Origin of the sequence: Kordiimonas sp. (assembly GCF_048260245.1) — a bacterium.
Classification (GTDB): Bacteria; Pseudomonadota; Alphaproteobacteria; order Sphingomonadales; family Kordiimonadaceae; genus Kordiimonas.
Genome location: NZ_JBLXGZ010000008.1, coordinates 105,212 through 131,800, shown reverse-complemented (window position 1 = coordinate 131,800; position 26,589 = coordinate 105,212). Strand labels below are relative to the sequence as shown.

Genomic DNA, 26,589 nt, shown 5'->3' with positions numbered 1-26,589 from the left:
TGTCGGGTTGCCCCATTGGTCGGCGACCACGCCCAGCGTATCGCGGCTTTGTGCCAGCCGCAGCATGGTTTTAACGAAGTTTTTGCCATAAGGGCTGTAGACCCAGGCGGTCCGAAAGATCATGGCGTCGGGATTGGCTGCCAGCACGGCCTCTTCGCCCCGCAGTTTCGAACGGCCGTATGCACCCTGCGGGTTGACCGGGTCGCCCTCGGTATACGGTGTTGATTTTTCGCCGTCAAAAACATAGTCGGTCGACAGGTGCAGAAAGGGGATGCTGAGTTCCTGCGCCACGCGAGCGAGCTGTCCTGCACCGTAAGCATTGATAGCAGTCGCGGTGACTTCATCTTCTTCAGCGGCGTCGACGGCGGTGTAAGCCGCTGCGTTGACAATAGCGTCTGGCCTGAAGTTTTTGATCAGCTCAACGTTGAGGTCCGGGGACGAGAGGTCCAGCTCGGGCCTGCCAAAACATTCGGCGGTGAGACCATCGCTGTCTGCAGCCACCTGAAGTGAGCGGGCGACCTGACCTGTTTTTCCTGCAACGAAGATACGCGTCATCAATGCCCGCCCTGTTATGCTTTGAGAAGGCCACGCCGTTGGCCGGCGACGTCGCGCAAGGGGCCCCACCACCATTCATTGGCCAGATACCATTCGATGGTTTTGCGAATGCCGCTTTCAAAGTTTTCCTCTGCGCGCCAGCCCAACTCGTCCTCAAGCTTGCTTGCATCAATTGCGTAGCGGGCGTCGTGGCCCGGCCTGTCGGTCACAAAGGTGATCAGTTCCCTGCGGGGCCGGTTGGCCGGACGCAGTTCGTCAAGAATGTCACAAATGGTCTCGACCACGTGCAGATTTGTACGTTCGTTCCGCCCGCCGACATTATATTTTTCGCCCAGGCGACCTTTGGTGAGCACGGTATAGAGTGCCTTGGCATGGTCTTCGACAAACAGCCAATCCCGCACGTTGGAGCCATCGCCGTAGACAGGCAAGTCTTTGCCATCAAGTGCGTTCAAGGCGACCAGCGGGATCAGCTTTTCCGGGAAATGGTATGGCCCGTAATTGTTGGAGCAGTTAGAAATAACCACCGGGAGGCCGTAGGTCTCGAACCAGGCGTTGGCCAGATGGTCAGCCGATGCCTTGGAGGCGGAATAGGGCGAGCTTGGGTCATAGGGGGTGGTCTCGTGAAAGAGCCCGTCCCTGCCGAGGGAGCCATACACCTCGTCTGTGGAGACATTCAAAAATCGAAAGGCGGCTTTTTTGTCATCCGGCAGACTGTTCCAGTAATCGCGCGCGGCTTCAAGCAGTGTGAAGGTCCCGACGATGTTGGTCTGGATAAAATCAGCCGCGCCCGTGATGGAGCGGTCTACGTGGCTTTCCGCAGCCAGGTGCATCACCCCGTCAGGCTTGTATTTTGAGAAGATGGCGTCCATGGCGACCCGGTCGCAGATGTCGGCCTGCTCAAAATGATAGAGCGGGCTGTCTTCAATTTCGCGCAGGCTGGCGAGGTTGCCAGCGTAGGTGAGCTTGTCGAGATTGATGGTCGTATGCCCCAGGTCATTCACCAGGTGCCGACAGACCGCCGACCCGATAAAACCTGCACCCCCGGTTACGATAATCTTCATGGCCAATATCCTAAGCGTTTTCGCCGTATGTGAACGGACTGTCTATGTCCCTGAGGCGCGGCAGTTCTTTGTCCTTGGCAGACAAGGTCACGGTGTTACGGTTGACCGGCCAGTCAATACCAAGATCCGGGTCATCAAAAGCGATGCCTGCGTCGTGCTGAGGCGCGTAGAAATTGGTAACCTTGTAGAAAAATACCGTGTCGGGCTCAAGTGTGCAGAAGGCATGGGCAAAGCCGGCAGGCACCCAGAGTTGGCGCCAGTTTTCTGCGCTTAATTCTGCATACACATGCTCACCAAATGTTGGCGACCCCTTGCGGATGTCGACGGCTACGTCAAGCACTGCCCCGGATATAACCCGGACCAATTTGCCTTGCGCGAAGGGGGGACGTTGAAAATGCAGACCGCGTAACACACCGACATCCCGCGAGAGCGAATGGTTGTCTTGCACGAATGTGTGGCCAGGAATGGCGGCGTCAAAGAGCTTCTGATTGAAGGTCTCAGAGAAAAAGCCGCGATCATCCCCAAACCGCTTCGGAGACAGGATTTTGACGTCGGGAATTCTGGTGTCTTCAATATGCATGAATGTACCGTGTGTCCTTTAATGAATGCTCGACTTGTATAACGAAGAATAACCGGTTTACAAAGGTTGAACGGTAGAATTGTGGAAAATATGACGGCGGCTGCATTGGGTGTAAACAGGTGACTATCTCTCAGAAATTGCACCGGCTGCGCGTGCCCGGTTACACGGGAGCGTTTCCGTGCTGATCCGTGCGCCGATCCCGACGACCGACCTATACTTTCTCAACAGTTGCGGTGACCTCGTCGGGCGTCCATGGCGACGTGGCCCGGTGCAGCGCATGGGGGCGAATGTTTTTCGTGTTGGTGAGCGCTATCTTGTTATTCGCCGAGACGTTGAGGATGTGATCAAGGAAGTGCTGTCCAACCCGACGGCCGAAATCATCTACCTGATTGACGATAATTTGAATGCCGTGGACGATGATGGCAGCCTGCCTGAAGGCTACCGCACACGGTTACGCACCCTGCGAGACGACATTTACCGCCGCATGCTTGACCGGGCGGCGCTTGTGGTCGCGAGTTCCGCTGCGATTACCGAAGGGCTGCCAGCGGGCACGGCTTCGCGCCTGATCAACCCGGTGTGGCGGGGCACCCCCCGCCCGCGGACTGCACTGACGCTGAAGGCTGGGGAGCGATTGGACATGGTGCATCTGGGGACCGGGAGCCACGGTGCCGGTTTCCAGTTCCTGACCCCGGCACTTGAACATGTGTTGGCGCGGGCAAGTAATCTTCATTTCAATTATTTTAGCGCCCGGCCGCTTTTGCAGGGGCTGGATAACCACCCCCGGGTACACCGGTTGCGCCCAAAAAGCTGGCGGGCATACCAGCGTGCCTTGCCGGGCTTTCGCTTTCACCTCGGCCTCTATCCGATTTCCGGCACACCTTTTAACGCCGCGCGCTCAATCAATAAAATTTTGGAGTATACACTCGCGGGTTGCCCGGCTATGTACAACGCCGCATGGGCAGCGCCGCATGGGCTTGTAGACGGCCACTCAGCCTTTTTGGCAGGCAGCACCATGGAGGCCTGGGCGGACTATGTGATGGCGATCGTTGAAGACCCCTCACAGCTCGCTGCCGTATATGACGGAGCCCGTGCACAGTATGCCCAGATGAACGACCTGTCGGGGCAACGCGCATTCTGGCAGGACATCTTTATAAGGACCGGCCAGTGAGGCTTCTATATCTCTGGATTCGTGCAGCTTTATGGCATCCCATACGCAGTGGGACCGCGCTGTTCTGGCTGTTGTGCGGAAAAAGGTTGCGCGCAGCCAACCGGTTTTCGGTCCTGATTGAGGACGAACGTTACCGCTATGAAAAGTGGTTGCAGAAACATGCACGCCTGAGCGAAGGGGAACGCCGGGAGATCCGCGATGAGATTGCGGCAGGCAGTTTGGACATTGTGCCGATCGTTCTGCTGTGTGCGGTGCCACATAACACGCCGGTACCCTTATTGCGCAGAACCATCACATCACTTGCGGAGCAGTTTTATGAAGGCTGGGTCCTTCATCTCGTGCCTGCGGGCCCGGCTTTTGAGCTTGACCAGCGTGACCCGCGTGTTCAGGTCTCATCGGCTGCCGAGGTTGCATGCGCGCTGGGTGACGCCGCTTATGTCGGGTGGTTGAAGCCGGGAGACGAACTGGCTGAACACGCGCTTTACCTTTGTGCCAAACAGATGCAGACCCGCCCCGCGTTGATCTATTCTGATGAAGACCAGATTAACCGCAAGCTCGCGCGGCGACATTCTCATTTCAAGCCGGGCTGGAACTATGAGCTTCTGAAGGCTTGTGATTACATCGGTGGGTTAAGCCTCCTGAGAGGGGATTATATCCCGGCTGATATAGCTGACATTGCTTCATGGAAAGCCCGGTACGGCCTGTTGCTTGCCCTTGGGGCGGCGTTCGGGCGAGGCGATGTGCAGCATATACCCGCGGTGCTTTATCACCGGTATGTATCCCGCTTTATCGGCGCTAATGCCGTGCGCCCCGCGTCGCATGGTATCAACCATGAAGAAATGCTGCGTGCCCACGTGCTGGGGGCAGATAAGCACACCAAGGCTGATGTTGAGATCGCAGATTTTGGTCATATAAGGGCGCGGTTCTCGGTGCCGTCGCCGGGGCCGCTTGTTTCCCTTATTATTCCCACGCGCGATATGCACAGGTTGACGCGGAACTGTGTCACCAGCATTTTGCAAAAATCCGAGTACCGGAACTTTGAGATACTGATCGTCAATAACGACAGCCGGCAACCACGCATGCTGCGCTATCTGCAAAACATTAATACACATGAAAACGTGCGCGTGATCGACTATCCTGGGCCCTTCAATTACTCGGCAATAAATAACTTCGCGGTTGGTGAGGCAAAAGGCGACTATATCGGCCTGATCAATAACGACACGGAAGTGATCACGCCCGGTTGGCTGGGGGAGATGCTGGCACAGGCCATGCGGCCCAATGTGGGTGCCGTGGGTGCCAAGCTTCTATACGGAGACAAACGCATTCAGCACGCGGGTGTCTATACCGGCATGGGCGGACTGGCGGGCCATGGGCACCGCATGCTCAAGGCATCAAGGCCGGGGTATTTTTTCCGCGCGCATCTTAGCCAGTATGTCAGTGCGGTGACGGCAGCGTGCCTTGTGGTCAACCGAGAGAAATTTCTTGAGGTCGGCGGGCTCGATGAGGTCGCCTTTAAAGTGGCCTTCAACGATGTTGATCTTTGCCTGAAGCTTCAGGCCGCAGGCTATGACAACCTGTACCATCCGCACGCTGTGCTGTTCCACTTTGAAAGCAAGTCGCGCGGCAAGGACTTGAAGGGCGAGAAGCGTGCGCGCTACCTGCGGGAAGCAGGGGCGCTTAAGGCTAAATGGGGCACCGACGTTGAGGTGGACCGTTACTTCAACAAGAACCTGTCGCTGTCGCGTGAGGATTTTGTGCTATAGCACTGCCGCGTCGCCAGTGCCTGCCTGTGCCGACCAGTGCCTGTCACCCACGCTTGAAGTCATCTTCATAGCGGATGATGTCATCCTCGCCAAAGTAGCTGCCCGTCTGAACTTCCACCAGCCGGATCAGTCTTTCCGTTCTGTTCTCCAGCCGGTGTCGCGTGCCTTTTGGCAGAAAGACCGACTCGTTGGCAGACAAGGTCAACACGTCGTCGTTGCGTGTTACAGTGGCATGGCCTTCAACCACGACCCAGTGTTCAGCGCGGTGTTGGTGGGACTGCAGGCTCAGCCGTTTGCCCGGATAGACGCATAGCTCCTTGACCTGAAATCGCTCGTTAATCGCAAGGGAGCTGTAGAACCCCCACGGACGGTACACCGTGGTGTGCAGGTCCGCCTCTCCGCGGCCGCTTTTTTTCAGCGTTTCAACAATGTTTTTGACGTTCTGATCTTTTCCCTTGGGCGCTACCATTACGGCGTCATCGGTGGCAACAATAATAAGGTCCTTGATGTCGGTTGCCGCCACAAGTTTGGTGTCGGTGTGGACGTAGCAGTTTGAAGACGCCAACAGCGTAACGTCACCTTCTGTTACATTGCCGTATCCGTCTTGCACGCCTTGGTCATAAAGCGCAGAGAAACTGCCCAGGTCAGACCATCCGATGGAGCAAGGCACAACGGCTGCCCGGTCCGTTTTTTCCATCAGCGCATAGTCGATGGAATTGGCCGGCACGACAGCAAACTTGTCCTTTGGCAGGCGGTGGAAATGCAGGTCTTCTTCCATGCTTTCAAATGCGTCGCGGCAGCGGGCCAGCATTTCTGGCTCATGGGTCTCTGCCTGCTCAATAAGGGTGCGGGCGCTGAACATGAACATGCCGCTGTTCCAAAGATATTCCTGTGACGCCAGATAGGCCTGTGCCGTTGCGGCGTCGGGCTTTTCGCGGAAACTGCTGATCCGGTGACAGCCGTCGGCGTTTTCAAGCATGCCCCCCGGTTTGATGTACCCGTAGCCGGTTTCGGCGGCGGTGGGATGAATGCCAAAGCAGGTCAGGCAGCCAGCCTCAGCTGCCCTTTTTGCCCGTTCCACAGCTTCATGGAAAGCGGGTGTATCCAAAATCAGATGATCGGCCGACAGCACCAGAATATTGGCGTCTTTGTCCTGTGTGATGGCTTGAAGGGCACCGGTGATGACCGCAGGTGCCGTGTTGCGCCCCATGGGTTCAAGGATGATTTTACCCAGTTCCAACCCTGCGTCATCGGCTTGTCGCGACAAGAGGAAGCGGTGTTCATCGTTGGCGATAACAATCGGCTTTTCAAAGCCGTACCGGCCATGCACTCGTTCAAGCGCCTGCAGAAAAAGGCTTTTTTCGCCAGCAAGGGGCAGGAACTGTTTGGGACGACCCGCACGGGATAACGGCCATAGCCGACTGCCGGAGCCGCCACATAAAACTACCGGATAGATATTTGAAAACATAAACTTGCCCCGAGACGCTGCGAATGCCGCCAGTGTCCCGATCTTTTTCCCCGGCGTCAAGGTATGTCGCTCGTCTGCCTGTCAGGTTAGCCCTGAGGTTATCCAGCCGTCCAGCACGGTATCCTATTGCCTTCGGCCATAAGGCCCCTGTATGCAGTGGCGGATACTTCATGTGCGTTTTGGCGCAAAGCCGATCAACAGCGGTCTTGCGATGGCCACGTTTTCTGTGGATGCTGCGTGCAGACTTTGAGCAAGGCGAGATAAGGTATTAACGATGGCAATTTTGGTGACAGGCGGCGCAGGGTATATTGGCAGCCATATGGTGATTGAACTGATCCAGCACGGTCATGAGGTGGTTGTGCTGGATAATCTTGTCACCGGTTTTCGCAAAGCAGTGCATCCCGAAGCGCACTTTATCGAGGGTGAGGTCGGGTCCGCAGATATGTTGGATGAGGTTTTCACCACCCACGACATCGCTGATGTCATCCATTTTGCCGGGTCTATCATTGTGCCTGAGTCCGTTGAAAACCCGCTAAAATATTATGGTAACAACACGACCGTCAGCCGTACCCTTATCGAGGCTTGTGTCCGCCACAACATCCGGAACTTCATTTTCTCATCCACAGCGGCGGTCTACGGCGACCCGGCGGTCGTGCCGATTGGTGAGGATGCAGAGCTCGAGCCCTTGTCGCCTTACGGCACATCGAAACTGATGACCGAATGGATGTTGGCTGATGTTGCGAAGGCCCATGACTTTGCATATGTCGCGCTGAGGTACTTTAACGTTGCAGGCGCGGACCCTGAAGGCCGTACCGGGCAGTCCACTGCGAACGCCACACATCTCATCAAGGTGGCATGCCAGGCGGCGCTTGGCCGCCGTTCGCATCTTAGCGTCTTTGGCGATGATTACGACACGCCTGACGGCACTGGTATGCGGGATTACATCCATGTCTCTGATCTCGCTGCTGCCCACCGGCTTGCGCTTGACTGGTTAAAGCGCGGCGGCGACAGCGGCGCGATGAATTGCGGCTACGGCCACGGTTTTTCGGTGCTTGAGGTCATTGAGGCCGTCAAACGTGTGACCGGTGTTGATTTTGCCGTCAAGATGGAGGGACGGCGCGCCGGAGACAGCCCAAAGGTTGTGGCCAGGGTTGACAAAATCAACAGAGCACTCGGCTGGAAAGCCGCCTATGATGACCTTGATACCATTGTGGCGCACGCATATGCGTGGGAAAAAAGGTTGGATCAGCTCTGAGCTACAGCCGTTTTTTCACTGTAATTTCTGTTTATAGGGATGCTGAAAAAGGGGCCGCAGTGGCCCCTTTTGACATTGGCGGTGATTACTGGAAGGTAATCAGTTCCTTGAGTTTGGTGGCGAGATAGGGGTCCTCTGCCGCCATGGAAAGGTTGGCCATCAGCCAGCCCAGTTTTGAGCCGCAGTCAAAACGACGTCCCTCAAATTCGATCGCGTGGAAAGGCTGTTTGCCAATCAACTGGGCCATGGCGTCGGTCAGTTGTATTTCGCCGCCTGCGCCAATGGCTTTTTCCTCAAGGTATTCCATGACTTCCGGCTGCAGGATATAACGGCCCACGACAGCTTGTGTTGACGGGGCATCCTCCGGGTGTGGCTTTTCGATCAAGCCTCTTACCTCGATTCTCTTGCCCGCGCGCTCTCCCGGTGTGATGACGCCGTATTTCGACGTATCTTCCTTGGCCACATTCATGGTGGCAACAATATTACCGCCTAACTCGTTATATGCCTCGACCATTTGCTTGAGGGCGCCAGGCTTGCCCTTGATCAGGTCATCGGGCAGGGCGACAGCAAACGGATGCCCGTTCACCAGCTTGCGTGCGCACCAGATAGCGTGCCCCAGCCCCAATGGCCGCATCTGCCGCACATAGGATATGCGGCCTTCTTCAAGCAGCATGGAACGGGAGGTCTCCAGCGCGTCTTCCTTGCCCTTCTCCTGCAGGATTTTTTCAAGCTCATAGGCATGGTCGAAATGGTCTTCCATCACCTGTTTGTTGCGCCCTGTTACAAGGATAATGTCCTCAATTCCGGCTTCAATCGCTTCCTCTACCGCATACTGGATCAAAGGCCGATCCAGCACAGGTAGCATCTCCTTCGGGATAGCCTTGGTAGCAGGCAGAAAGCGGGTGCCGAGACCCGCGACGGGCAGGACAATCTTCTTGATTGGAGCGTTCATTCTATATCCCTATTCAATATCAAGTTCGTTCAAATATTGACGGGTCAATATCTTGCCTTCTTCCACGGCGGGCTGATCAAACGCGTTCACGCCCATAAGGTGGGCTGTGACCACCGTTTCCAGCATGAAGGAAACAAAAAGACCGCCGAGATTTTGCTCGGACAGACCGTCAATAACAATTTCCCGCACTGTGCGCCCCTTGGCCCGCAGGGTTTCCTGCGTGGCACGGGACTGGCACGTAACCGTGTCACCGATTGTGCGACCCGCCATATAATCGAGGCCGTAAGCCTTTGCTTCGGCCGGATCAATACGCGGTCCCTTGCCATAACTTGGAATTGTGACAAAAGTGCAGAACTTGTCATTCGGACCGTCAAGAAACAATTGAAGCTGGCTATGTTGATCAACCGGGCCGACCGCGCGGATCGGCGTGGTGCCAAGCCCGTCCTTGCCGAGGCTTTCTGCCCACAACTGCCCGTGCCAGCGGGTGAAGGCGCGCAGGCTTTCGGCATAAGGCATAATCAAAACCTGAGTGATGTCCTTGTGCTCGTTCAGTGTTTGGGTGAGGGCGGCCCCTACCACCGCTGTTGCGGTTTCAGGGTGCGCGATGAAGTTGTCGCAAACCTCTTTTGCCCCCTCACGGAACGCCCTGACGGAAAGGCCGGAAACCGCCACTGGCAACATGCCGACATTCGTCAATACACTGAAGCGCCCGCCAACATCGGTTGGATGATCAAGGATGGGAGAGCCCAGTTTTTCGCCGTATGTGCGCAAGGGGCGATCGCCCGGTTCGGTGATGAAGGTGAAGTGGTCGCCGAGGTCGGCGGCGTGCGCGCCTGCTTCGATCCAGGCCCTGCAGGCCAAAAGCTGCGCCAGCGTCTCCGCTGTTGTGCCGGATTTGGAAACCGCCAGTACATGGGTGCGGCGCGGTTCCAGCTCCTTGAACAGCAGGTCCATCTCAAACGGACACAGGCTGTCAGGCGTGTGAATGCGCACGGTACCCTTGTTGAAGCGTGCAATGGCGATAGCTGCTTGGGCCCCGAGGCTTGAGCCGCCGGTGCCAAGAACAATCAGATCGTCAGCGTTTGCGGTAATGCGGGCAGCGGCCTGTGCGATCGGTTCCATGTCTGGGCCATCCGCAGCCTGGCGGGCGAAGGGCAACAGGCCATCAGCGGCAAGGCCTTTGGCATAGGTGACCGCTTTTTCTAGATTCGCGTTAAACGCGGCGGTGAGACCGGCGGCCTCCAACAGGGTTTCAAGGCTTTGATTACCAAAGGAATAACTGAACATAATTTTCCAAACTCTTTAATTTCTGCCAGTGACAACGTTGCCATATAAGGGGTGCAGGCTATTTTAATCAAGTGTTTCCGTATACGGTGCGACATAGTATTTCTCAAACTGTCTGTACCGAGTAATAAAAATACTCTTGATCAGCATAGTCTTTCTAATAGTTTCAGTCTTGAGAGATGTCAGCATTAACGTTCAAATTATACACACCGTGGTTATCCGGTGCGCTTTTCTGCGCGGAACCACAGGTTAAACGCCCATTTTTCACCTTCTTCCACAGGCCGGCCAGCGTGCAACGACTGCGGGTGCCGTTCTGTCGTGCCGGGCAGGCAGTTGTGGAAGACCAACAGTTTTCCCATTTCAGCCGGTATACTAATATCAAGTTTGGGAAATTCTGTGGCACCGCCCTTTTTAACATTGTTAAGGTAGCCAAGCACGGTGATGAGACGCTGGCCGCCGCCCTTCATGTTGCGCTGACCGGCGGTGGTGTGGGCCTCAAATGCGTCGAAGTGGGGCTTGTACTCGGTGCCGACATCATAGCGGATAACCTGAAATTTCTCGGCATGGCTAAGAGGCATGCCAACGAGACCGGCCACCTTCAGGGCAATGCGTTTGCATGCGGGGTCTCCGGTGTGGTCGAGCCAGCACACATCGTTGGTGCGGCCCGATGAGATGACACCGTCCTTTTCACCGGAAACGGTCGCCCGCATCATCTCCTGGGTTTTAGCGCGCGCGATCAGGTGTTTGCATTCGGCGCCACCAAGAAACTCGGCAATGGTATAGACCCTTGGGTCCAGATTGAGGTCAATGATTGCACGTTTCATCAGTCGCTATCCCCCAGGGTCACGCTGTCTGTATTTATGGGCTTTGCATTACCCTTCATGGGTTTCCTAGCATAGCTATGGAAGTGGGGCAGCAATTTTTGCGGTTGTACACAACGGTCTCTCTTGACTACAAGTGATATTAAGAAATGGCTGGCGGCTCCAACCGGAATGAGGGTGGGGTCAGCAGTTTCATTGATCCTTACAAGGGGAGGGAAGTATGAACCGGACGCACCGCTATCTCGCTGGGTTTATTATATCACTGGGGCTGTTAGGCGCTGGCAACAGCTATGCGGTGGCGCTGCAATCCGCGCCCAAAGCCTCTCAATCGCCAATCGACCTGACCAATGGTGAATCCATTGGTGATGTCGCCATGCCCGCCGGTGCCATCATCGATACTAAAAAGTCGATGATTCTGGGCAATGGTGCCAATTCCTATGGCAAGATCCTCGCAAAGGTAAAGGCGGACCAACTGAAAGTGGCAGAGTTTTTTAAAAATAATATGCCAACCGAAGGATGGGGGCTTATCAGCGAGGTTCAGGATGACGATATAATCATGACGTTCCAGAAACCGACGCGGGTCGCCTCCATACGGATTGAGCGAGGGTCAAAGCCCAAGCTGACTATTATGGTCGTGCCGCGTAACTAGTGAATACCGGGTAACGCCACCCGCGTTAAACGGCAGTTAAATCCCGGCATGCGCCGGTTCATGAGGTGTTTTTCGTGATTTTGCCAGTTGTAGCAGTCCTGATCGGGCTTGGTGTCCTTGTCTGGAGTGCCGGCCTGTTTATTGATGGCGCCAAGGCCGTCGCCCAGCGATTTGGTATGTCCCCCCTGCTTATTGGCATGTTGGTGATTGGTTTTGGCACAAGTGCGCCGGAGATGGTTGTCTCAGGCTTGTCGGCGGCGCAGGGCAATCCCGGCCTTGCCCTCGGGAACGCGTTCGGTTCCAACATTACCAATATCGCCCTTATTCTTGGCGTGACTGCTGTGATTCGACCGCTGGGCGTGCATTCAAATGTGTTGCGCAAGGAACTGCCGGTGCTTGCTGTCGCGACAGCGCTGGTTGCCGTGTTGATGGTGGACAACCTGCTAGGCTTTTATGATGCGCTGTTGCTGCTGCTTGTGTTTGCCGGGCTCACCGCCTGGTCGGTCTATGAAGGGCGTCATCATGGCCGCGATAGTTTTGCGGCAAGTGTTGATCATTCGCTGGGCACCCCGCAAGGCAGCATGAAACGGTCAGTGATAACACTGGTTGTAGGGCTGTTGCTGTTGGTGGTCAGCTCGCAGGCCCTGGTATGGGGTGCGGTTGAAATTGCCGAATCTATCGGTGTCAGTGATGTGATTATCGGGCTTACTGTAGTGGCAATCGGCACCTCGCTGCCGGAGTTGGCTTCATCCGTAATAGCAGCCCGCAAGGGCGATCATGAAATCGCCTTCGGCAATGTTATTGGCTCAAACCTTTTTAATACGCTTGCGGTCACCGGTATCGCCGGCTCCATACACCCGGTGGATGTTGCCCCGATCGTGCTCAGCCGTGACCTGCCGGTTATGGGCTTTCTGACAGTCGCGCTGTTTTTCTTTGGTTTTGGGTTCCGCGGTGCGGGACGGATCAACCGGTTTGAAGGGGCGTTCCTGTTACTGTGTTTTGTCGTGTACACAGGGGTGCTGATCTCAAGTGCACTGGAAACCGCAGTATAGCAGCCACGCCCCCTTTGCGTAAGGGCATATGCTGGCACCGGACCATAGAATGTGGACAAAGGCTCAGAGCGCGGCGTCAAGCTGCATCATGACCTGCGCGCGCGCCGCAGCATATATGTCGTGTCCGTTTTCTTTTACCGCAGCTGCAATGGCGTCCTGCTCGGAAAGTAGTTTGATGAAGTGTGGCGACGATTCTTTTTCCCGGACGATCGAGTGCAGTTCATCGGCCTTGAAACGCGCGGTATAGATACCGGCAAGCATATTGCCCCACTGCGCGCCATACTCAAGCTGTGCCAGCCGGATGGCAGACACCACCGTAGCCTGCACCTTCTGAAAACCATATTGCTGGATCGCGGCTTTCACGTGAGCTTCGTGCCGGACATCATGCAAAAGCATCAGGGACAGATTTTTGACGGCACCGGTGACGCGGACAAAATTTTGCGCCGGGCTCGCCTGTCTTGCCATGCGGGCCGCGTCCGGGCGGCTGGAGAGCGAGGCGAGAAGGCCGGGTGTGTCTGGTGTCAGGTTTGGCATCTCACCCACAAACGTGCTGGCGCCGGCCATGACCGGGGACACGGATGCAAAGGCAAAACCGGCAGCGAGCGTGAGGCTTGAAACTGAGCGAAGAAGGCGGTTCATTCGAGGTCCCTGAAAACGTGACAATTGGTGCGTTCAAGGACTGTGCTACGCGTAAAATGATGACAAATCCGCCTTTTTCGGGCACTGTCATAAAAATTTCACACAGCGCCGGGCGAATCAGGTTCGCTAAGGTAAGCTGTTGAAGTTTAACAGTAATATTTTCTGCAGGTGTGCGGTAAAAAATTAAACCAAGCGCTTCAAAGCGTTAAATCCTTCTTTGGCTGATTATGAGCTGGTGTTACATTAATCTGTAACAAACACGTACATAATAGGAAGTTTTGCCAAGAGGAGGCCAGTATGCGTTTTACATCTTTCGGTGCGATTATCGGCGCAACAATCATGACAGCCTGCGCGACGGCTGATGAACCGCGATTCGCGGAAGAAGCTCAGCCCGCGGCGCCTGAGGTTTATGCAAAGTCTCAACTTCAGGAGGGCGACTGGTCAAGCGCTGAAGCAGCCCTTCTAGGCGCGGATGTCGCGGACGAAGATCAGGTTTTTGCCAAGCTGAACCTCGCGTTTGTATATAGCACGACAGGCCGCCGCGAACAGGCGATTGCCATGTACCGCGATATTCTTGACGGTCGGGACAATCCCTATGCGCTTTTGATGAACGGTGAGCCGCGCCGGGTGAAAACCATCGCCAAGACCGCGCTTGAGCGTCTCGCTGACAACTAGGTTTTTGAACCACGTCTGAGATATCTGTGGTTTCATTCCTGCCCCCATGGTCAAATTAGCGTTACGGCCATGGGGGCAGCTCCATATTAGGCCCCATATTGGGCATGGTGAGTGTTCTGACGCGCCTGATACCCCGCCGGAGATCAGGCTTGTGGTCGGGAGGCTCACATAATAGGCTCACCGGGAAAGTCTCCGGGGCCTGATATGAACATGCAGTCATGACCATAGCGCCAGTTTCTCAGCGCGCATTTTATGCAGTGATATTTCTCCTGCCTTTTGGCGCGCTTGCGTGGTCAGACCGTCCCGTTCTCATCTCTACGGTATTGTACCTGAACCTGTATGCGCTCGCGCTATATGATCAGTTCACCTTCCGGTTGCCCAATTTGCTCACGGCGACTCTGTTGCTGACGGGTTTGCTGCACGCCTATATGGTGCAGGAGACCATGCCTTCCTATGTGCTGGGCGCTGCCGCCGGCTTCCTGTCGCTTTGGGGCCTGTCTTTCTTTTACCTGAAACTGCGTGGACGGCACGGCCTGGGCATGGGTGACGCCAAGTTCCTGGCGGGTGCCGGGGCTTGGGTCGGGTGGTTTGGCTTGCCGCCCGTTTTGCTGGTTGCGGCACTGGCCGGACTCGGCGCATTCCTGCTTAAAACCGTCAAAAAAAGGCAATTTGACCCGCAGCAGCCGATACCTTTTGGTCCCTGTCTCTGTTTCGGGACGTGGCTCATCTGGTTGTTTTTTGCCTACCCAAGATAGTTTTTAGCGACACTTTTGCCACATTTTGGCACATCCGCACCCCTTCCTGGACGCAGAATCGGAATGTGACATCAATGGTCAAGGAACTGCAAACAAACTGAAACATATCGGGATTACCGATCATTCCCCGTGAGCCAACAGTCATTCGTTGGCCATCTCGCTTGCACCAAATTTTCAAGCGACATCTTAGGCGTCGTACGGGGAATACAATGACAAACCTTCAGATCATGAAAAACACGCTTCTTGCAGCAGTGGCCGCTTTGGCCCTGGTTGCTTGTGGTGACGATAGCACAGAGCTTGCATCTCCGGGTACTCAGGGCCCGAACCCCGGCACCGGTGACGGTGGTGGTGACGGTGGCGGTGATGGCGGTGGCGACGGCGGCGGTAGCGCTGGCGAATGCCCGACCGGCACCACTACTGTAACTGTTGGCAGTGAAGACCATTGCCAGTTGTCAGGTACCATTACGGATGACCTGACGCTGTCGACCGACAATATTTATCAGTTGTCCGGTAAAGTGACGATCGGTGTTGACACAGGCGCGGACGGTTCCGCCGCTGCCGGTGATGCCGCAACACTGACAATCGAGCCGGGCACACGCGTATACGGCGCAACCAAAACCGACCTTCTGGTTATCGCGCGGGGTTCCATGATCGATGCTGAGGGTTCCGCAAGTGAGCCGATCATCTTCACATCCGGCCTGGACCTCGGCTACGCCAGCGACCTGGGCCTGACGCCACGTGGCGGGCACAGCGGTTCCGCACTGACCGAGCCATACACCTCCGAGTGGGGCGGCGTGATCCTCAACGGTAAAGCAACCATCAATACCTGTGACGGTGCTGGCGTTTGTGAAGCTGAGGGCGAGGGCGACAGCGGCCTTTATGGCGGCAGCGACGATACCGACGACAGCGGCACAATGAAATATGTGCAGATCAAATACGCCGGTAACCCGATCACGGGTGACGATGAACTGAACTCTCTGGCTCTGCAGGGTGTTGGTTCCGGCACAGAGCTGGACTATATCCACATCCACAACGGTGCAGATGACGGTATCGAATTTTTCGGTGGTACAGCACAAGTCAAGCACCTTGTCATCACAGGTTCCGATGATGACGGTTTCGACTGGACACAAGGCTGGCGCGGTAAAGCGCAGCATGTGATCATCATGCAGAACCCGAACCAGCCAGCATCTGATCAGGGTATTGAAGCTGATAACTTCGGCGACGGTAACGACTTCCTGCCGCGCGCCAAGCCGCGTCTTGCCAACTTCACCATCGTGGGTTCGCAAAGCCAGGGCGGCGAAAGCGACATCGGCATGCTGCTGCGTGAAGGTACAGGCGCAAACATCTATAACACTGTGGTCTCCGACTTTGGTGACGCCTGCCTTGACATCGACCAGGATGCGACTTTCACAAACGCCGGTTCTTCCGCGACAAACCTGACGGGCAACCTGACGATTGAAAGCACGCTTCTTGATAATGGTTGCGCGTCTGTCTTCAAGGATGATGGCAACAACTTTGATCTTGAAACCTACTTTACCAACCAGGACAACAACGTTGTTGGCACAACGACGCTGTCGAATGGCTTCATCAACGGTTCCGCTGAAAATGCGGTTGTTGCGACCAACGTTAGCGCAGTCGACAGCTTCTTTGACGCCACCGACTATGCCGGTGCGGTGAAAAGCTCTGGTGGTTCCGACAACTGGACCCTCGGTTGGACCTATGGCCTGAACCCGGATCCTGAGTGTCCTACGGGCACGACCGAAAATACGGACGGGCAGTGTGTGCTTTCCGGTACCTACACAAGTGATCTGCGCCTCGTTAGCGGCCTCGACTATGTGCTTGACGGCAAGGTGGTCGTTGGTGCCGACATGGGGCCGGACGCGGGCAGCCCACTTGCTGGCGGTTCTGCTGCTACGCTCACCGTTGAGCCGGGCGTGACAGTAATGGGTGCGGATCTCGAGAGCTACCTGGTTATCTCTCGCGGTTCGAAAATCCGCTCGAATGGTACAAAAGACGCACCGGTAACCTTCACGGCTATCAACCCTGATACCCGTAACCTTGACACCGACACTTCCCTCTGGGGCGGTATCGTGATCAACGGCCGGGCTACTATCAACACCTGTAACGGTTCCGGAATTTGTGAAGCCGAAGGTGAGGGCGATAGCGGTCTTTATGGTGGTGTTGACGACACGGACGACAGCGGCCAGATTTTCTACACCCGCGTTGTTTATGCCGGTAACCCCATCACCGGTGACGATGAGCTGAACTCCATCGCTTTCCAGGGTGTTGGTTCCGGCACGGAAGTTGATTATGTCAACGTCCATAACGGTGCAGACGATGGTATCGAGTTCTTCGGCGGTACGGTAAACGCGAAACACCTCGTGATCACCGGTTCCGATGATGACAGCCTCGACTGGACCCAAGGTTGGCGCGGTAAGGTACAGTACGTTGTGATCCTGCAGAACCCGAACCAGCCAGCAACGGACCAAGGTATCGAGGCCGATAACTTCGGCGACGGTAACGACTTCCTGCCGCGTGCTCACCCGCAAATTTCCAACGCAACCATCATTGGTGCAGGGGAAGCTGGCGGCGAAAGCGACATCGGTATCCTGCTTCGTGAAGGTACAGCCGGTAACATCTACAACACTGTTGTTGCGGACTTCGGTGATGCGTGTCTCGACATCGACCAGGACGCTACCTTTGCGGTTTCGGGTGCCAATGCAACCACGCTGACCGGTGACCTGACCATGCAGTCCACGATGCTGGCAGACACCTGTGCCTCGATCTACAAAGACGACGGTAACGTCTTTGACCTCGAGACATGGTTCCTGAACCAAAGCAACAACTTTGTTGGCACACACAGCCTGACCACGCAAAGCGGTGCGGCTTCTTACAAGAACTACATCAACGGTTCGACGGAAGCTGGCGCAACGGCAACGGATGTGACTGCAGTTGACAGCTTCTTCGACGCCACCACCCACATCGGTGCGGTATCGGGTGCAAACGCTGACTGGGTTGCAGGCTGGACCGTCTGGCTCAACCAGTAATCAAAACCATGAGCCGCGGTGGGAGAATATCTCTCGCTGCGGCTCCCGTTTATGCAAATCCCATAAGCTGGATGTGAAAAATGAAATTGTTCCACAATAGTCTTAAAGGCTCTTTGATGGCCTCGACTTTCCTAGTGGCAGCACCTGCGCTTCTGGCAGCAGGTGTAAATGCTCAGGATAGTGATAATCAAGACAGTGGTGTTGAGGAAATCACCGTTCAGGGTCGTTATATCCCTGACGAAAAGCGGGCTACTTCCGAGATCGCAAACGTCATCGACGCCGATGCCTTCTCTCTTGCCGGTGACAGTGATGTCGCGGTGGCGCTGCAGCGTGTGCCGGGCCTGTCGCTGGTTGGCGGCAAATACGTCTATGTGCGTGGCCTTGGTGAGCGTTATTCCTCAACCTTGCTCAATAACTCGGGTATCCCGAGCCCGGAACCACTGAGGAAGGTGGTGCCGCTTGATATTTTCCCAACAGCACTGATTGAAAGTGTTCTGGTTCAGAAAACCTATTCACCTGAGTATCCTGGTGAGTTTGGTGGTGGCGTGATCGACCTGCGGACCAAAGCTGTGCCGGATGATTTTGTGCTCGAGATCGGTATCGAAGGCAAATACAATTCCGAAGCCACCTTCAAGGACGGCCTCAGCTATGATGGCACTGGCTCCGAAATCTTCGGTTTTGGCGGTTCGCGCCGGAATATTCCTGATGAGCTTCTCAAGGATGTTACGCTTGAAAGCCTGACCGCAGACGAGATCGAAGCTGCGGGGGAGGCCTTGCCAAACATCTGGTCGATCGACCGTGAGACCAACCTGCCCGGCGCGGGTATCGATTTTGTCTGGGGTAACCGCTATGACGTGGGGGATGAAAGCGCCTTCGGTTTCTTTGCGGCCGTTACCTATGATGTCAACACCCGCCACCGTAACGGTGTACGCCGCACGGTCACCACGTCGAACGCCGGTCCGGTCATCCGCTCCAACTTCGCGCCGGAAGTCTGTAACTTCGAGGATTTCGAAGGACGCGGCGGTGATGATTGTGGCGTCCGCCAAACCAATATGGACGTGTCGCTCAACGGTATTCTCTCGCTTGGCTATGAGTTCAACAACAATCACTCGCTGAACGTGACGTCGACAGTGCTGCGCCAAAGCACAAAGCGCTCGCTCATCGAGAAGGGCTTGTTTGCGCAGGAAGATTCGCTCCGGACCAAATCCAGTATAGACTGGATCGAAAGTCAGGTGTGGGCCAACCAGTTGAGCGGTGAACATGTGTTTGCGCTCTTTGGGGACAGTGATACCTTCCAGGAAACCAGCTTCAAATGGCGCGCCAATATTTCTCGCTCCGACCGTGATGTGCCTCTGCGCCGGAACACGGTTTATGAGTATAACGATCAACTCGGTACGGACCTGATCCTCGCGCGGACGGACGGCAACACCACGTCTTACAACGTGCTTGATGAAGAAACCAAAGAGTTCGGTTTTGACATTGAACAGCCCATGTATGTGGCTGATATCCCGGTCGATATCCTTGGCGGTTTCACCTATGCCGACAAAGAGCGTAGCTTCGGCCTTGTGCGCTATAACTTTGCGTTCCCGTCCGGGACGAGCACGGACCTGCGTCAGCTCGCGCCCGAGATCATCTTTGGACCGGTCAATATTGATCCCAACGGCATCCGCCTGACGGAAATTTTCGATGCGTCTGATTTCTACACCGCAAGCTTTGAAAACATTCAGGGTTACCTTGGTGCGGACGTTGAAATTTCGGCCAAGGCCCGCCTTGCCTTTGGTGTGCGCTATGAAGACAGCACACAGATTGTCGACACGGTAGACCGGACAACCGACGATGCGATCACGGTGACGCAGAAGGGCGAATACTGGTTGCCCGCCGCGACCTTCACCTATGAGATCATCGACAATATGCAGCTTCGCCTTGCCTACAGCCAGACGATTGCCCGCCCGGACATGCGCGAGCTTTCAACAGCGCCGTTTGTGGACGACGAGCGCGGCCTGACAGTGCGTGGTAACCCGAACCTGCGCATCGCCGAGATTGATAACTATGACGCCCGCTTCGAGTGGTATTTTGCGGCCGGTGAAAGCCTGACCGTCGGTGCCTTCTACAAGGAGTTCACCAACCCCATTGAGCAAAGCGCGCAAGCCCTTGGTGAAGGTCGTCTCATCACCTATGTGAACGGCGAATCTGCCAAGCTGAAGGGTGTCGAACTTGAGGTCGAGAAGATCCTCTTCCTGCAGGACTGGCTCGGCTGGGACTGGCTTGGCACGCGTGAGGTGTTCGTCAAGGCCAACGGGTCCTACATTGACGGTGAAACCAAGACCGCCGAAGCGGATCTGGGTATTGTGACCAATTCGGTCCGCAGTTTTCAGGGGCAGTCCGAATGGTTGGGTAACATCCAGTTTGGCTGGCGTGATTACGAGCGTGGTGAAAATCTCGCGCTTGTGCTGAACTACACCGGCAAGCGCCTGTCGCTTCTGGGGGTGTTTGGTGCGCCGGACGAGTTCGAGAACCCACCGCTGATGCTGAACTTTGCCTATAGCAAAGAGTTCGACCTTGGCGGCAACGTGCTTGAGATGAAGCTTGAAGCGGAAAACCTGCTGGGGGATGAAATCCTCTACACCCAGTTCGGTATCGCGACAGAGCAATATGATCTTGGCCGTACTGTCTCGCTCGGATTTAAATATAAATTCTAGGATAAAGCCTTTAGGCTATGGCCCAATGCTGCGGCGTTGGGCCGCCGAGTTGAAAACACATATGAAAAACAGATTTCGTTCTTTCTTCGCTGCGCCTGAGACTGGTGGCGTGCAACGCAAGGCCCGGCCATCTGCGGGCCAAGCTGGGGGCCAAGGTGCGGGCCCGGTTCCGGCTCGCGTTGTTGTATTCATGTGCGAAGTCACGGCCACCCTGGCGCTGGCCTATATCGCCGTGCAGTTTACCCATACCCTGATGACACCCGAGCGCACGCCGTCTGCGACCGCGCCGCAAGCCATGCGGACAGTTTCGGGCACGGGCGCTGCCGACTATAGCGCCCTGTTGAACTTTGACCCCTTCTTCCGCGCGGTGAACGAGCCAGCGGCCTCACAAAATGACGTTGCGCCAGAAAGTTCGCTCAAGCTGGCGCTGTTTGGGCTGCGCGCAGGCGCTGACGGTAACGGCACCGCGATTGTTACAGCGTCGGGCGAGGCGCAGAAGCTGGTGCGTATCGGCGATGAGATCACATCAGGGGTGAGCCTGAGTGCGGTTTACGCTGACCGTATTGAGGTCAGCCGCCGCGGTATGCGCGAGACCATCTACCTCAAGCCGAAGGGGGCACGTATGGCTGCGCCGAAGGCTGCAAACCGGGGCGCGGGCATAGGGGGGCAGGACCTTCTGTCCTCACTCGGAAAGCTGGATCTGACCCCTGTTATGCGCGGTGGTCGCCTTGTCGGTTTCCGCACGGGGGAAGGCGCAGACAACGGGCTTCTGGCCCGCTTTGGCCTTCAGCCAAATGACATCCTGATCGCGGTCAACGACAGCCCGCTGACCTCCTTTGAACGGCTCAAGGAATTGCCGGATGAGTTTGCAACCGCTAAAAGCCTGACCCTTGAGATTGAGCGCAACGGCGCCCCGGTCATCCAACAGATTGATATGCAATAGTGCCTTTGAAGATTGAAAATGCCATGCTGAAACATATCCTGAAAATAACTTTCCTGAGCGCAGCCCTCGCCTTCACGGGCGCTGCTGCCGCGCAGGAGCATGTGCTCAACTACCGTGACGCGGACATCCGTGTCTTCATTGACGACATTGCGGCGCTGACCGGTAAAACCTTCATTATCGACCCGCGTGTGCGCGGCAAGGTGAATGTGGTTTCATCGGCGGAAGTCACCAGCGACGGCGTATTCCAGACCTTCCTGTCGGCGCTGCGCGTGAACGGTTTCACCGTGGTGCAGACATCATCGGGCGCGCTCAAGATCATACCGGATGACGAAGCCGCCCAGGACGCTGGGCCGGTGGATGAAAGCCGCGCCGGGGACCAGCTTATCACCCGCGTCTTCACGCTTAAGTTCGCCGACCCGCTGGCGGTGCAGGCGGCGGCCAAGCCTTTTGTGTTCAAAAACGGCCGCACCTTCGCGCGCCGGGGTATGCCGCACCTCATCGTTACAGACTATGCCGACAATCTGGCCCGCATCGAGAAGCTCATCGCCAGCATGGATGTGGACAAATCCGTCATCCGTACCGTGATGCTGGAGAACACGTCAGCGGGCGAAATGGCTGAAATCGCGCTGTCGCTGTCGGCCCAGCCGGGCTTTGAAGACAACAGCTACCAGACCCTGTCGGTCATTCCGCTTGAAAGCAGCAACACCCTTATCCTCAAGGGGCAGGCCGAGGTGATAGACACCTTCCTGCCGGTGATCCGCGACCTTGATAAAAACAACGCGTCGCGCGGGGACCTCCGGGTGATTTACCTCAAGCATGCCAATGCCGAAAAGCTCCTGCCGATGCTGGAGACAATCACCCAGTCGATCAAGAAGACAGACGGCAAAACCCAGCCGACGGCCTCCAATGAAGTGACGGTGTCGACCTATTCGGGTGCCAATGCGGTTATCGTTAATGCGGCGCCCGAGATGCAGCAGAAAATCAGCTCCATCATCCGCATGCTCGATGTACCGCGTGCGCAAGTGCTGGTGGAAGCCATTGTGGTTGAAGTCTCGGAAGGGGCAGCGAAGGACCTTGGTGTGCAATATGTGCTGGCGGGCGGTGACCGCGACGGCATCCCCTTCACCGTGGCCAACTATTCCAACACCGCCCCCAACGTGCTGGCGGTCACCGGTGCGCTGGTGGTGGATGATGACAGCGGCTCCGGCAGCGACGATGACAGTAGTTCCTCGTCGTCAACGTCTGACCTGCTGCGCGCGGCTGCCGTTGACAGCCTTCTGGGGTTCAACGGCTTTGGCCTTGGTATCGGCGGTCGCACCAAGGGTGGCGGTGTGTTCGGCGTTATCCTCAACGCGCTCGCCAGCGATACCGGCAGCAACATTCTCTCCACCCCGTCGATCGTGACGATGGACAACGAGCCGGCAAGTTTCCTGTCGGGACAGGAGATTCCCATTACCACGGGTGAAGCGCTCGGCAGTGCGAACGCCAACCCCTTCCGCACGGTGGACCGCAAAAATGTCGGCATCCAGCTTGAGGTGACACCGCAGGTCAATGAAGGGGATGAGATCCGCCTTGCCATCAGGCAGGAAATCTCCTCGATCGCCGGGCCGATAAATAGCGAGTCGACCGACCTCATCACCAACAAGCGCGAAATCCAGACCACAGTGCGGGTCAAAGACGGCGAGATTGTCGTGCTGGGTGGCCTTATCCAGCAAAATGAAACTACGTCGGTTGAGAAGGTGCCTTTCCTTGGTGACATCCCGATTCTGGGTCACGCTTTCCGGTCCGACAGCAAAAGCACACAAAAGACCAACCTGATGATCTTCCTACGCCCCACTATCCTGCGCGGCAGCGAGGATATGAGCGCGGTCACCGCGCGCAAATATGATTATATCCGCGCCAAACAGGCCGGGGTGAAATCGCAGATGCCAATTGACGATCTGGTGCGTGATGTCATGGGGCGCGGTGCGCTGCCGGGCAGCACGCCAGCCGGTCGCCCGGAATGAAATCATGACGGCCCGGAATAAAATCGGAATAAAATCATGACGGAACGCGCTGATCCCAGGCTTAAATACAGCTTTGCCCGCGAACACGGCTTCGCGCTGGTGGATGCGCGTGACGCTGACGCGACGGTGATGATGCGCGACGGCGCCAATGCCTTGATGCTGCGTGAAGTACGGCGCGCGATCGGCCTGCCGCTTGTCACGATGAGCCGGTCCGCCAAGGATTTCGACACCCACCTTTCGAACCTCTACGCCGCTGACGGCATCGGTGCCCATGTGGATACCGAGGTACCGGTTGAAAGCCTCGACAGCGCGCTTGAAGGCATGCCCAAGGCGGCTGATCTGCTCGCCAACGACGACGACGCACCGGTCATCAGGCTGATCAATGGCATGATGGCAGAGGCGGTGAAAACCAAGGCCTCAGATGTGCATCTTGAACCGTTTGAGAACAAGCTGTCTGTACGCCTGCGCACCGACGGCGTGCTGTCGGAAGTGGCCAGCCTCTCCGCGCGTCTCGCACCTTATATCGTGTCGCGCATCAAGGTGATGGCGCGGCTTGATATTGCCGAAAAACGTATCCCGCAGGATGGCCGTCTGTCGCTGACGCTGGGGGACCGAACTTTTGACGTGCGGGTTTCCACGCTACCGTCCCGGCACGGCGAACGGGTTGTGCTCAGGCTTCTTGATACCTCACAGGCGCATCTCAGCCTTGAAGACCTCGGCATGCAGCGAAACGCACATGACGGCATCCTCGATGCGCTGGCGGAACCAAACGGCATTATCCTTGTGACCGGTCCGACCGGTTCGGGTAAAACCACCACGCTTTATGCCGGGCTGTCGATCCTGAATGACCAGTCGCGCAATATCATGACGGTCGAGGACCCGATTGAATATGCGCTTGAGGGCATCAGCCAGACACAGGTGAACGCCAAGGTGGGCATGACGTTCGCCAATGGTCTGCGTGCTATTCTGCGGCAAGATCCGGACGTGGTGATGGTTGGCGAAATCCGCGACATGGAAACGGCAGAGATGGCCATTCAGGCCTCGCTCACTGGTCACCTTGTGTTGTCCACCGTGCATACCAACAGCGCCGTGGCAGCGATCACTCGGCTGAGGGACATGGGCGTTGAGCCTTTCCTGCTGTCCTCTACCGTCAAGGCTATTCTGGCGCAGCGCCTTGTACGCCGCTTGTGCCCTTCTTGCAAAAAGCCGGCGTCGGACGACAAGCGTATCCGCGCGCAACTGGCGGTGAGACCTGATGCGGAGGCGACCTTTTTTGAGCCGGTCGGCTGCCCGGACTGTGGCGGTAAGGGCTATAATGGCCGGATCGGCATCTATGAACTGGTCAAGATCGACGACAAACTGCGCCGCATGGTTCAGGAAGGCGCGCCCGAGCAGGATATGGAAGAATATGCCTTCAGGAAGGCCAAAACGCTTGCTGACAGCGGGCTTGATCTGGTGCTGCGCGGTATGACGACGGCGGAAGAAGTGCTGCGCGTCTCGAAAGTGCAGGGGGCGGTGGATGCTGGCGTTTGAATATGAAGCGCTGGATGGCCGTGGCCGCGCCAAAACCGGCATCATCTCGGCCGATAGCGAACGTGACGCGCGGGAGCGGCTGAAAGCCGGCGCACTTTTTGTCACGTCGCTTGCGCCCGCGTCGCAGAAAAAAGCCGCGCGCAAGTTCAATCTGCTCAGCCGTGAGGATGTGATCGCAGCCAAGGAACTGGCGCTCGTCACGCGGCAACTTGCGACCATGCTGGGGGCTGCGGCCACTGTTGAGGAAGCCTTGGGCGCCATCGCCGCGCAGGCGGAAAAACCCGGCCCGCGCCGTGTGCTGACCCGCGTGCGCGCCAGCGTGATGGAGGGGCTCAGGCTCAGCCAGGCCATGGAACAGGAACCCAAAAGCTTTGACCCGCTGTACCGGTCCATGGTGGCGGCGGGCGAAGCCTCAGGCGACCTCGCCCGTGTGCTAGGCAGTGTGGCGGAACATCGGGAAAAATCACAGGACACCAAAAACAAGGTCCAGTCCGCGCTCATTTACCCGCTTGTGCTGGCGGTGGTGGCTGCGGCGGTGGTAACCGCCTTGATGATTTTTGTCGTGCCCAAGGTGGTGGGCCAGTTTGACAGTTTTGGCTCGGAGCTACCGATGCTGACACAAATTGTGGTGGGTGTGTCTGATTTCCTCGTCGCCTACGGCTTGTGGCTGGCTGTTGTGATCGGGCTGGGCATTTTCGCCTTCCTCTCTGCCATGCGCGCGCCAGCGTTCCGCTTCCGGGTGCACTCTGCCCTGCTGCGCCTGCCGGTCATTGGCAAGCTCATCCGCGCGGTAAACGCGGCACGGTTTGCCCGTGCGCTCGGCACTCTGGTCGAAGGCGGCAGCCCGGTGCTTGAGGGCCTGATGGCCGCGCGGGAGACAGTCAGGAACGACCGCATGCGGCTTGCGCTTGACGGTGCCATCGGCCAGATCCGCGAAGGCATGGGCACGTCCGCCGCGCTCAGGCAGGCGGGTGAATTTCCACCCATGCTGGGCTATATGGCTGCGGCGGGGGAGAAAAGCGGCCAGCTTGCGCCCATGCTGCACCGGGTGGCGGACTATCTGGATAGTGAATTTGACGGCTTTACCAAAACAGCGCTCAGCCTGCTGGAGCCGATGATTGTAATTTTGATGGGCGGTGTCGTCGGTGCAATTGTGCTGTCGATCATGCTGCCGATCCTCAAGCTGAATAGCCTTGTGCTGGGGTAACGGAGAAAACGAATGATACAAAGCGTTAAAAAACTGCTGCGGGCCACGCTCCGGCAAAGCCGCCGCGATGAAGGTTTTTCGCTTATTGAGCTGATGGTGGTGATCGTGATCATTGGCTTGATCACGACTATCATCGTGGTGAACGTACTGCCAAGCCAGGACCGCGCCATGTTTGAAAAAGCACGCGCGGATGTGAAGCTTCTTGAGCAGGCGGTGGAGATGTACCGCATGGATACGCTGAAGTACCCTACGCTTGAACAGGGTGTCGAGGTGCTGACAAGTCCGCCCAAGGGCGCAAAGTTCCGCAGCGAAGGGTATATCAAGACCCTGCCGAAAGACCCATGGGGCAATGCCTATCAGTATCTGTATCCCGGAGAGCACGGCGCGTTTGATGTTTATTCCTTTGGTGCAGATGGCCGCTTGGGCGGGGAAGGCCTGAACGCCGACATCGGCAACTGGGAAAGCGAATAGGGTACA

Annotated in this window: 22 protein-coding genes; 14 read left to right on the top strand and 8 right to left on the bottom strand. The window is 56.6% G+C overall.

Going from position 1 to position 26,589, the window contains the following annotated elements; all coding sequences use genetic code 11:
• The 3 genes from rfbD to rfbC form a co-directional block, all read right to left on the bottom strand.
• On the bottom strand, positions 1-555 hold a 555-nt coding region (gene rfbD / locus ACN0VM_RS06615; protein WP_417450072.1), incomplete at its 3' end, for a dTDP-4-dehydrorhamnose reductase.
• A gap of 14 nt (positions 556-569) precedes the next feature.
• On the bottom strand, positions 570-1,616 hold the full coding sequence (gene rfbB / locus ACN0VM_RS06610) for a dTDP-glucose 4,6-dehydratase (RefSeq protein ID WP_417450071.1): 1,047 nt from the start codon (positions 1,614-1,616) through the stop codon (positions 570-572).
• Positions 1,617-1,626: 10 nt separating this feature from the next.
• Entirely contained in the window at positions 1,627-2,196 is a 570-nt protein-coding gene (gene rfbC, locus ACN0VM_RS06605; RefSeq protein WP_417450070.1) for a dTDP-4-dehydrorhamnose 3,5-epimerase, read from the bottom strand.
• A gap of 178 nt (positions 2,197-2,374) precedes the next feature.
• On the opposite strand from rfbC, the gene ACN0VM_RS06600 reads away from it, so the two are divergent.
• Positions 2,375-3,364, top strand: a complete 990-nt coding sequence (locus tag ACN0VM_RS06600) for a hypothetical protein (protein ID WP_417450069.1) — start codon at positions 2,375-2,377, stop codon at positions 3,362-3,364.
• Entirely contained in the window at positions 3,361-5,127 is a 1,767-nt protein-coding gene (locus tag ACN0VM_RS06595; RefSeq protein WP_417450068.1) for a glycosyltransferase family 2 protein, read from the top strand. The genes ACN0VM_RS06600 and ACN0VM_RS06595 overlap by 4 nt, the downstream gene beginning before the upstream one ends.
• Before the next feature lie 43 nt (positions 5,128-5,170).
• Here the strand turns inward: ACN0VM_RS06595 and ACN0VM_RS06590 are convergent, their stop codons facing one another.
• Positions 5,171-6,595 (bottom strand): mannose-1-phosphate guanylyltransferase/mannose-6-phosphate isomerase, encoded by a 1,425-nt coding sequence (locus ACN0VM_RS06590; RefSeq protein ID WP_417450067.1) that lies wholly within the window; start codon positions 6,593-6,595, stop codon positions 5,171-5,173.
• Positions 6,596-6,869: 274 nt separating this feature from the next.
• On the opposite strand from ACN0VM_RS06590, the gene galE reads away from it, so the two are divergent.
• Positions 6,870-7,850 (top strand): UDP-glucose 4-epimerase GalE, encoded by a 981-nt coding sequence (gene galE / locus ACN0VM_RS06585; protein WP_417450066.1) that lies wholly within the window; start codon positions 6,870-6,872, stop codon positions 7,848-7,850.
• Between the two features lie 85 nt (positions 7,851-7,935).
• Here galE and galU read toward each other — a convergent pair whose 3' ends face one another.
• The 3 genes from galU to ACN0VM_RS06570 all read right to left on the bottom strand — a co-directional run bounded on the left by galU (position 7,936) and on the right by ACN0VM_RS06570 (position 10,910).
• A complete protein-coding gene (galU, locus tag ACN0VM_RS06580) occupies positions 7,936-8,802 on the bottom strand; it encodes a UTP--glucose-1-phosphate uridylyltransferase GalU (protein ID WP_417450065.1) in 867 nt (288 codons plus the stop codon).
• Positions 8,803-8,811: 9 nt separating this feature from the next.
• A complete protein-coding gene (locus tag ACN0VM_RS06575; RefSeq protein WP_417450064.1) occupies positions 8,812-10,089 on the bottom strand; it encodes a glucose-6-phosphate isomerase in 1,278 nt (425 codons plus the stop codon).
• Between the two features lie 212 nt (positions 10,090-10,301).
• Positions 10,302-10,910, bottom strand: a complete 609-nt coding sequence (locus ACN0VM_RS06570; protein WP_417450063.1) for a 2OG-Fe(II) oxygenase — start codon at positions 10,908-10,910, stop codon at positions 10,302-10,304.
• Positions 10,911-11,127: 217 nt separating this feature from the next.
• On the opposite strand from ACN0VM_RS06570, the gene ACN0VM_RS06565 reads away from it, so the two are divergent.
• Both ACN0VM_RS06565 and ACN0VM_RS06560 read left to right on the top strand, forming a co-directional pair.
• Positions 11,128-11,556, top strand: a complete 429-nt coding sequence (locus ACN0VM_RS06565; protein ID WP_417450062.1) for a hypothetical protein — start codon at positions 11,128-11,130, stop codon at positions 11,554-11,556.
• A gap of 74 nt (positions 11,557-11,630) precedes the next feature.
• On the top strand, positions 11,631-12,608 hold the full coding sequence (locus ACN0VM_RS06560) for a calcium/sodium antiporter (RefSeq protein WP_417450061.1): 978 nt from the start codon (positions 11,631-11,633) through the stop codon (positions 12,606-12,608).
• 63 nt (positions 12,609-12,671) lie between these two features.
• On the opposite strand, the gene ACN0VM_RS06555 is transcribed toward ACN0VM_RS06560, so the two are convergent.
• The gene (locus tag ACN0VM_RS06555) at positions 12,672-13,247 is read right to left on the bottom strand and encodes a hypothetical protein (protein WP_417450060.1); all 576 of its coding nucleotides are present in this window, start codon (positions 13,245-13,247) and stop codon (positions 12,672-12,674) included.
• Positions 13,248-13,544: 297 nt separating this feature from the next.
• Between ACN0VM_RS06555 and ACN0VM_RS06550 the strand changes: the two genes are divergently transcribed.
• The 9 genes from ACN0VM_RS06550 to gspG all read left to right on the top strand — a co-directional run bounded on the left by ACN0VM_RS06550 (position 13,545) and on the right by gspG (position 26,583).
• Entirely contained in the window at positions 13,545-13,922 is a 378-nt protein-coding gene (locus tag ACN0VM_RS06550) for a hypothetical protein (protein ID WP_417450059.1), read from the top strand.
• Positions 13,923-14,140: 218 nt separating this feature from the next.
• Positions 14,141-14,677, top strand: a complete 537-nt coding sequence (locus ACN0VM_RS06545) for a prepilin peptidase (protein WP_417450058.1) — start codon at positions 14,141-14,143, stop codon at positions 14,675-14,677.
• Positions 14,678-14,886: 209 nt separating this feature from the next.
• A complete protein-coding gene (locus ACN0VM_RS06540; RefSeq protein ID WP_417450057.1) occupies positions 14,887-17,724 on the top strand; it encodes a hypothetical protein in 2,838 nt (945 codons plus the stop codon).
• A 116-nt stretch (positions 17,725-17,840) separates the two neighbouring features.
• The gene (locus ACN0VM_RS06535; protein WP_417450056.1) at positions 17,841-20,423 is read left to right on the top strand and encodes a TonB-dependent receptor domain-containing protein; all 2,583 of its coding nucleotides are present in this window, start codon (positions 17,841-17,843) and stop codon (positions 20,421-20,423) included.
• 61 nt (positions 20,424-20,484) lie between these two features.
• Positions 20,485-21,366 carry a type II secretion system protein N gene (locus ACN0VM_RS06530; protein WP_417450055.1) on the top strand — a complete coding sequence of 294 codons (882 nt, stop codon included), beginning with the start codon at positions 20,485-20,487 and terminating at the stop codon, positions 21,364-21,366.
• 23 nt (positions 21,367-21,389) lie between these two features.
• Entirely contained in the window at positions 21,390-23,372 is a 1,983-nt protein-coding gene (gene gspD / locus ACN0VM_RS06525; RefSeq protein WP_417450054.1) for a type II secretion system secretin GspD, read from the top strand.
• Between the two features lie 36 nt (positions 23,373-23,408).
• Positions 23,409-24,905 carry a type II secretion system ATPase GspE gene (gspE, locus tag ACN0VM_RS06520; RefSeq protein ID WP_417450053.1) on the top strand — a complete coding sequence of 499 codons (1,497 nt, stop codon included), beginning with the start codon at positions 23,409-23,411 and terminating at the stop codon, positions 24,903-24,905.
• Complete coding sequence (gene gspF, locus ACN0VM_RS06515) at positions 24,892-26,112, top strand: type II secretion system inner membrane protein GspF (protein ID WP_417450052.1); 1,221 nt, start codon at positions 24,892-24,894, stop codon at positions 26,110-26,112. The genes gspE and gspF overlap by 14 nt, the downstream gene beginning before the upstream one ends.
• A 12-nt stretch (positions 26,113-26,124) precedes the next feature.
• The gene (gene gspG, locus ACN0VM_RS06510) at positions 26,125-26,583 is read left to right on the top strand and encodes a type II secretion system major pseudopilin GspG (protein ID WP_417450051.1); all 459 of its coding nucleotides are present in this window, start codon (positions 26,125-26,127) and stop codon (positions 26,581-26,583) included.
• Positions 26,584-26,589: the final 6 nt, after the last annotated feature.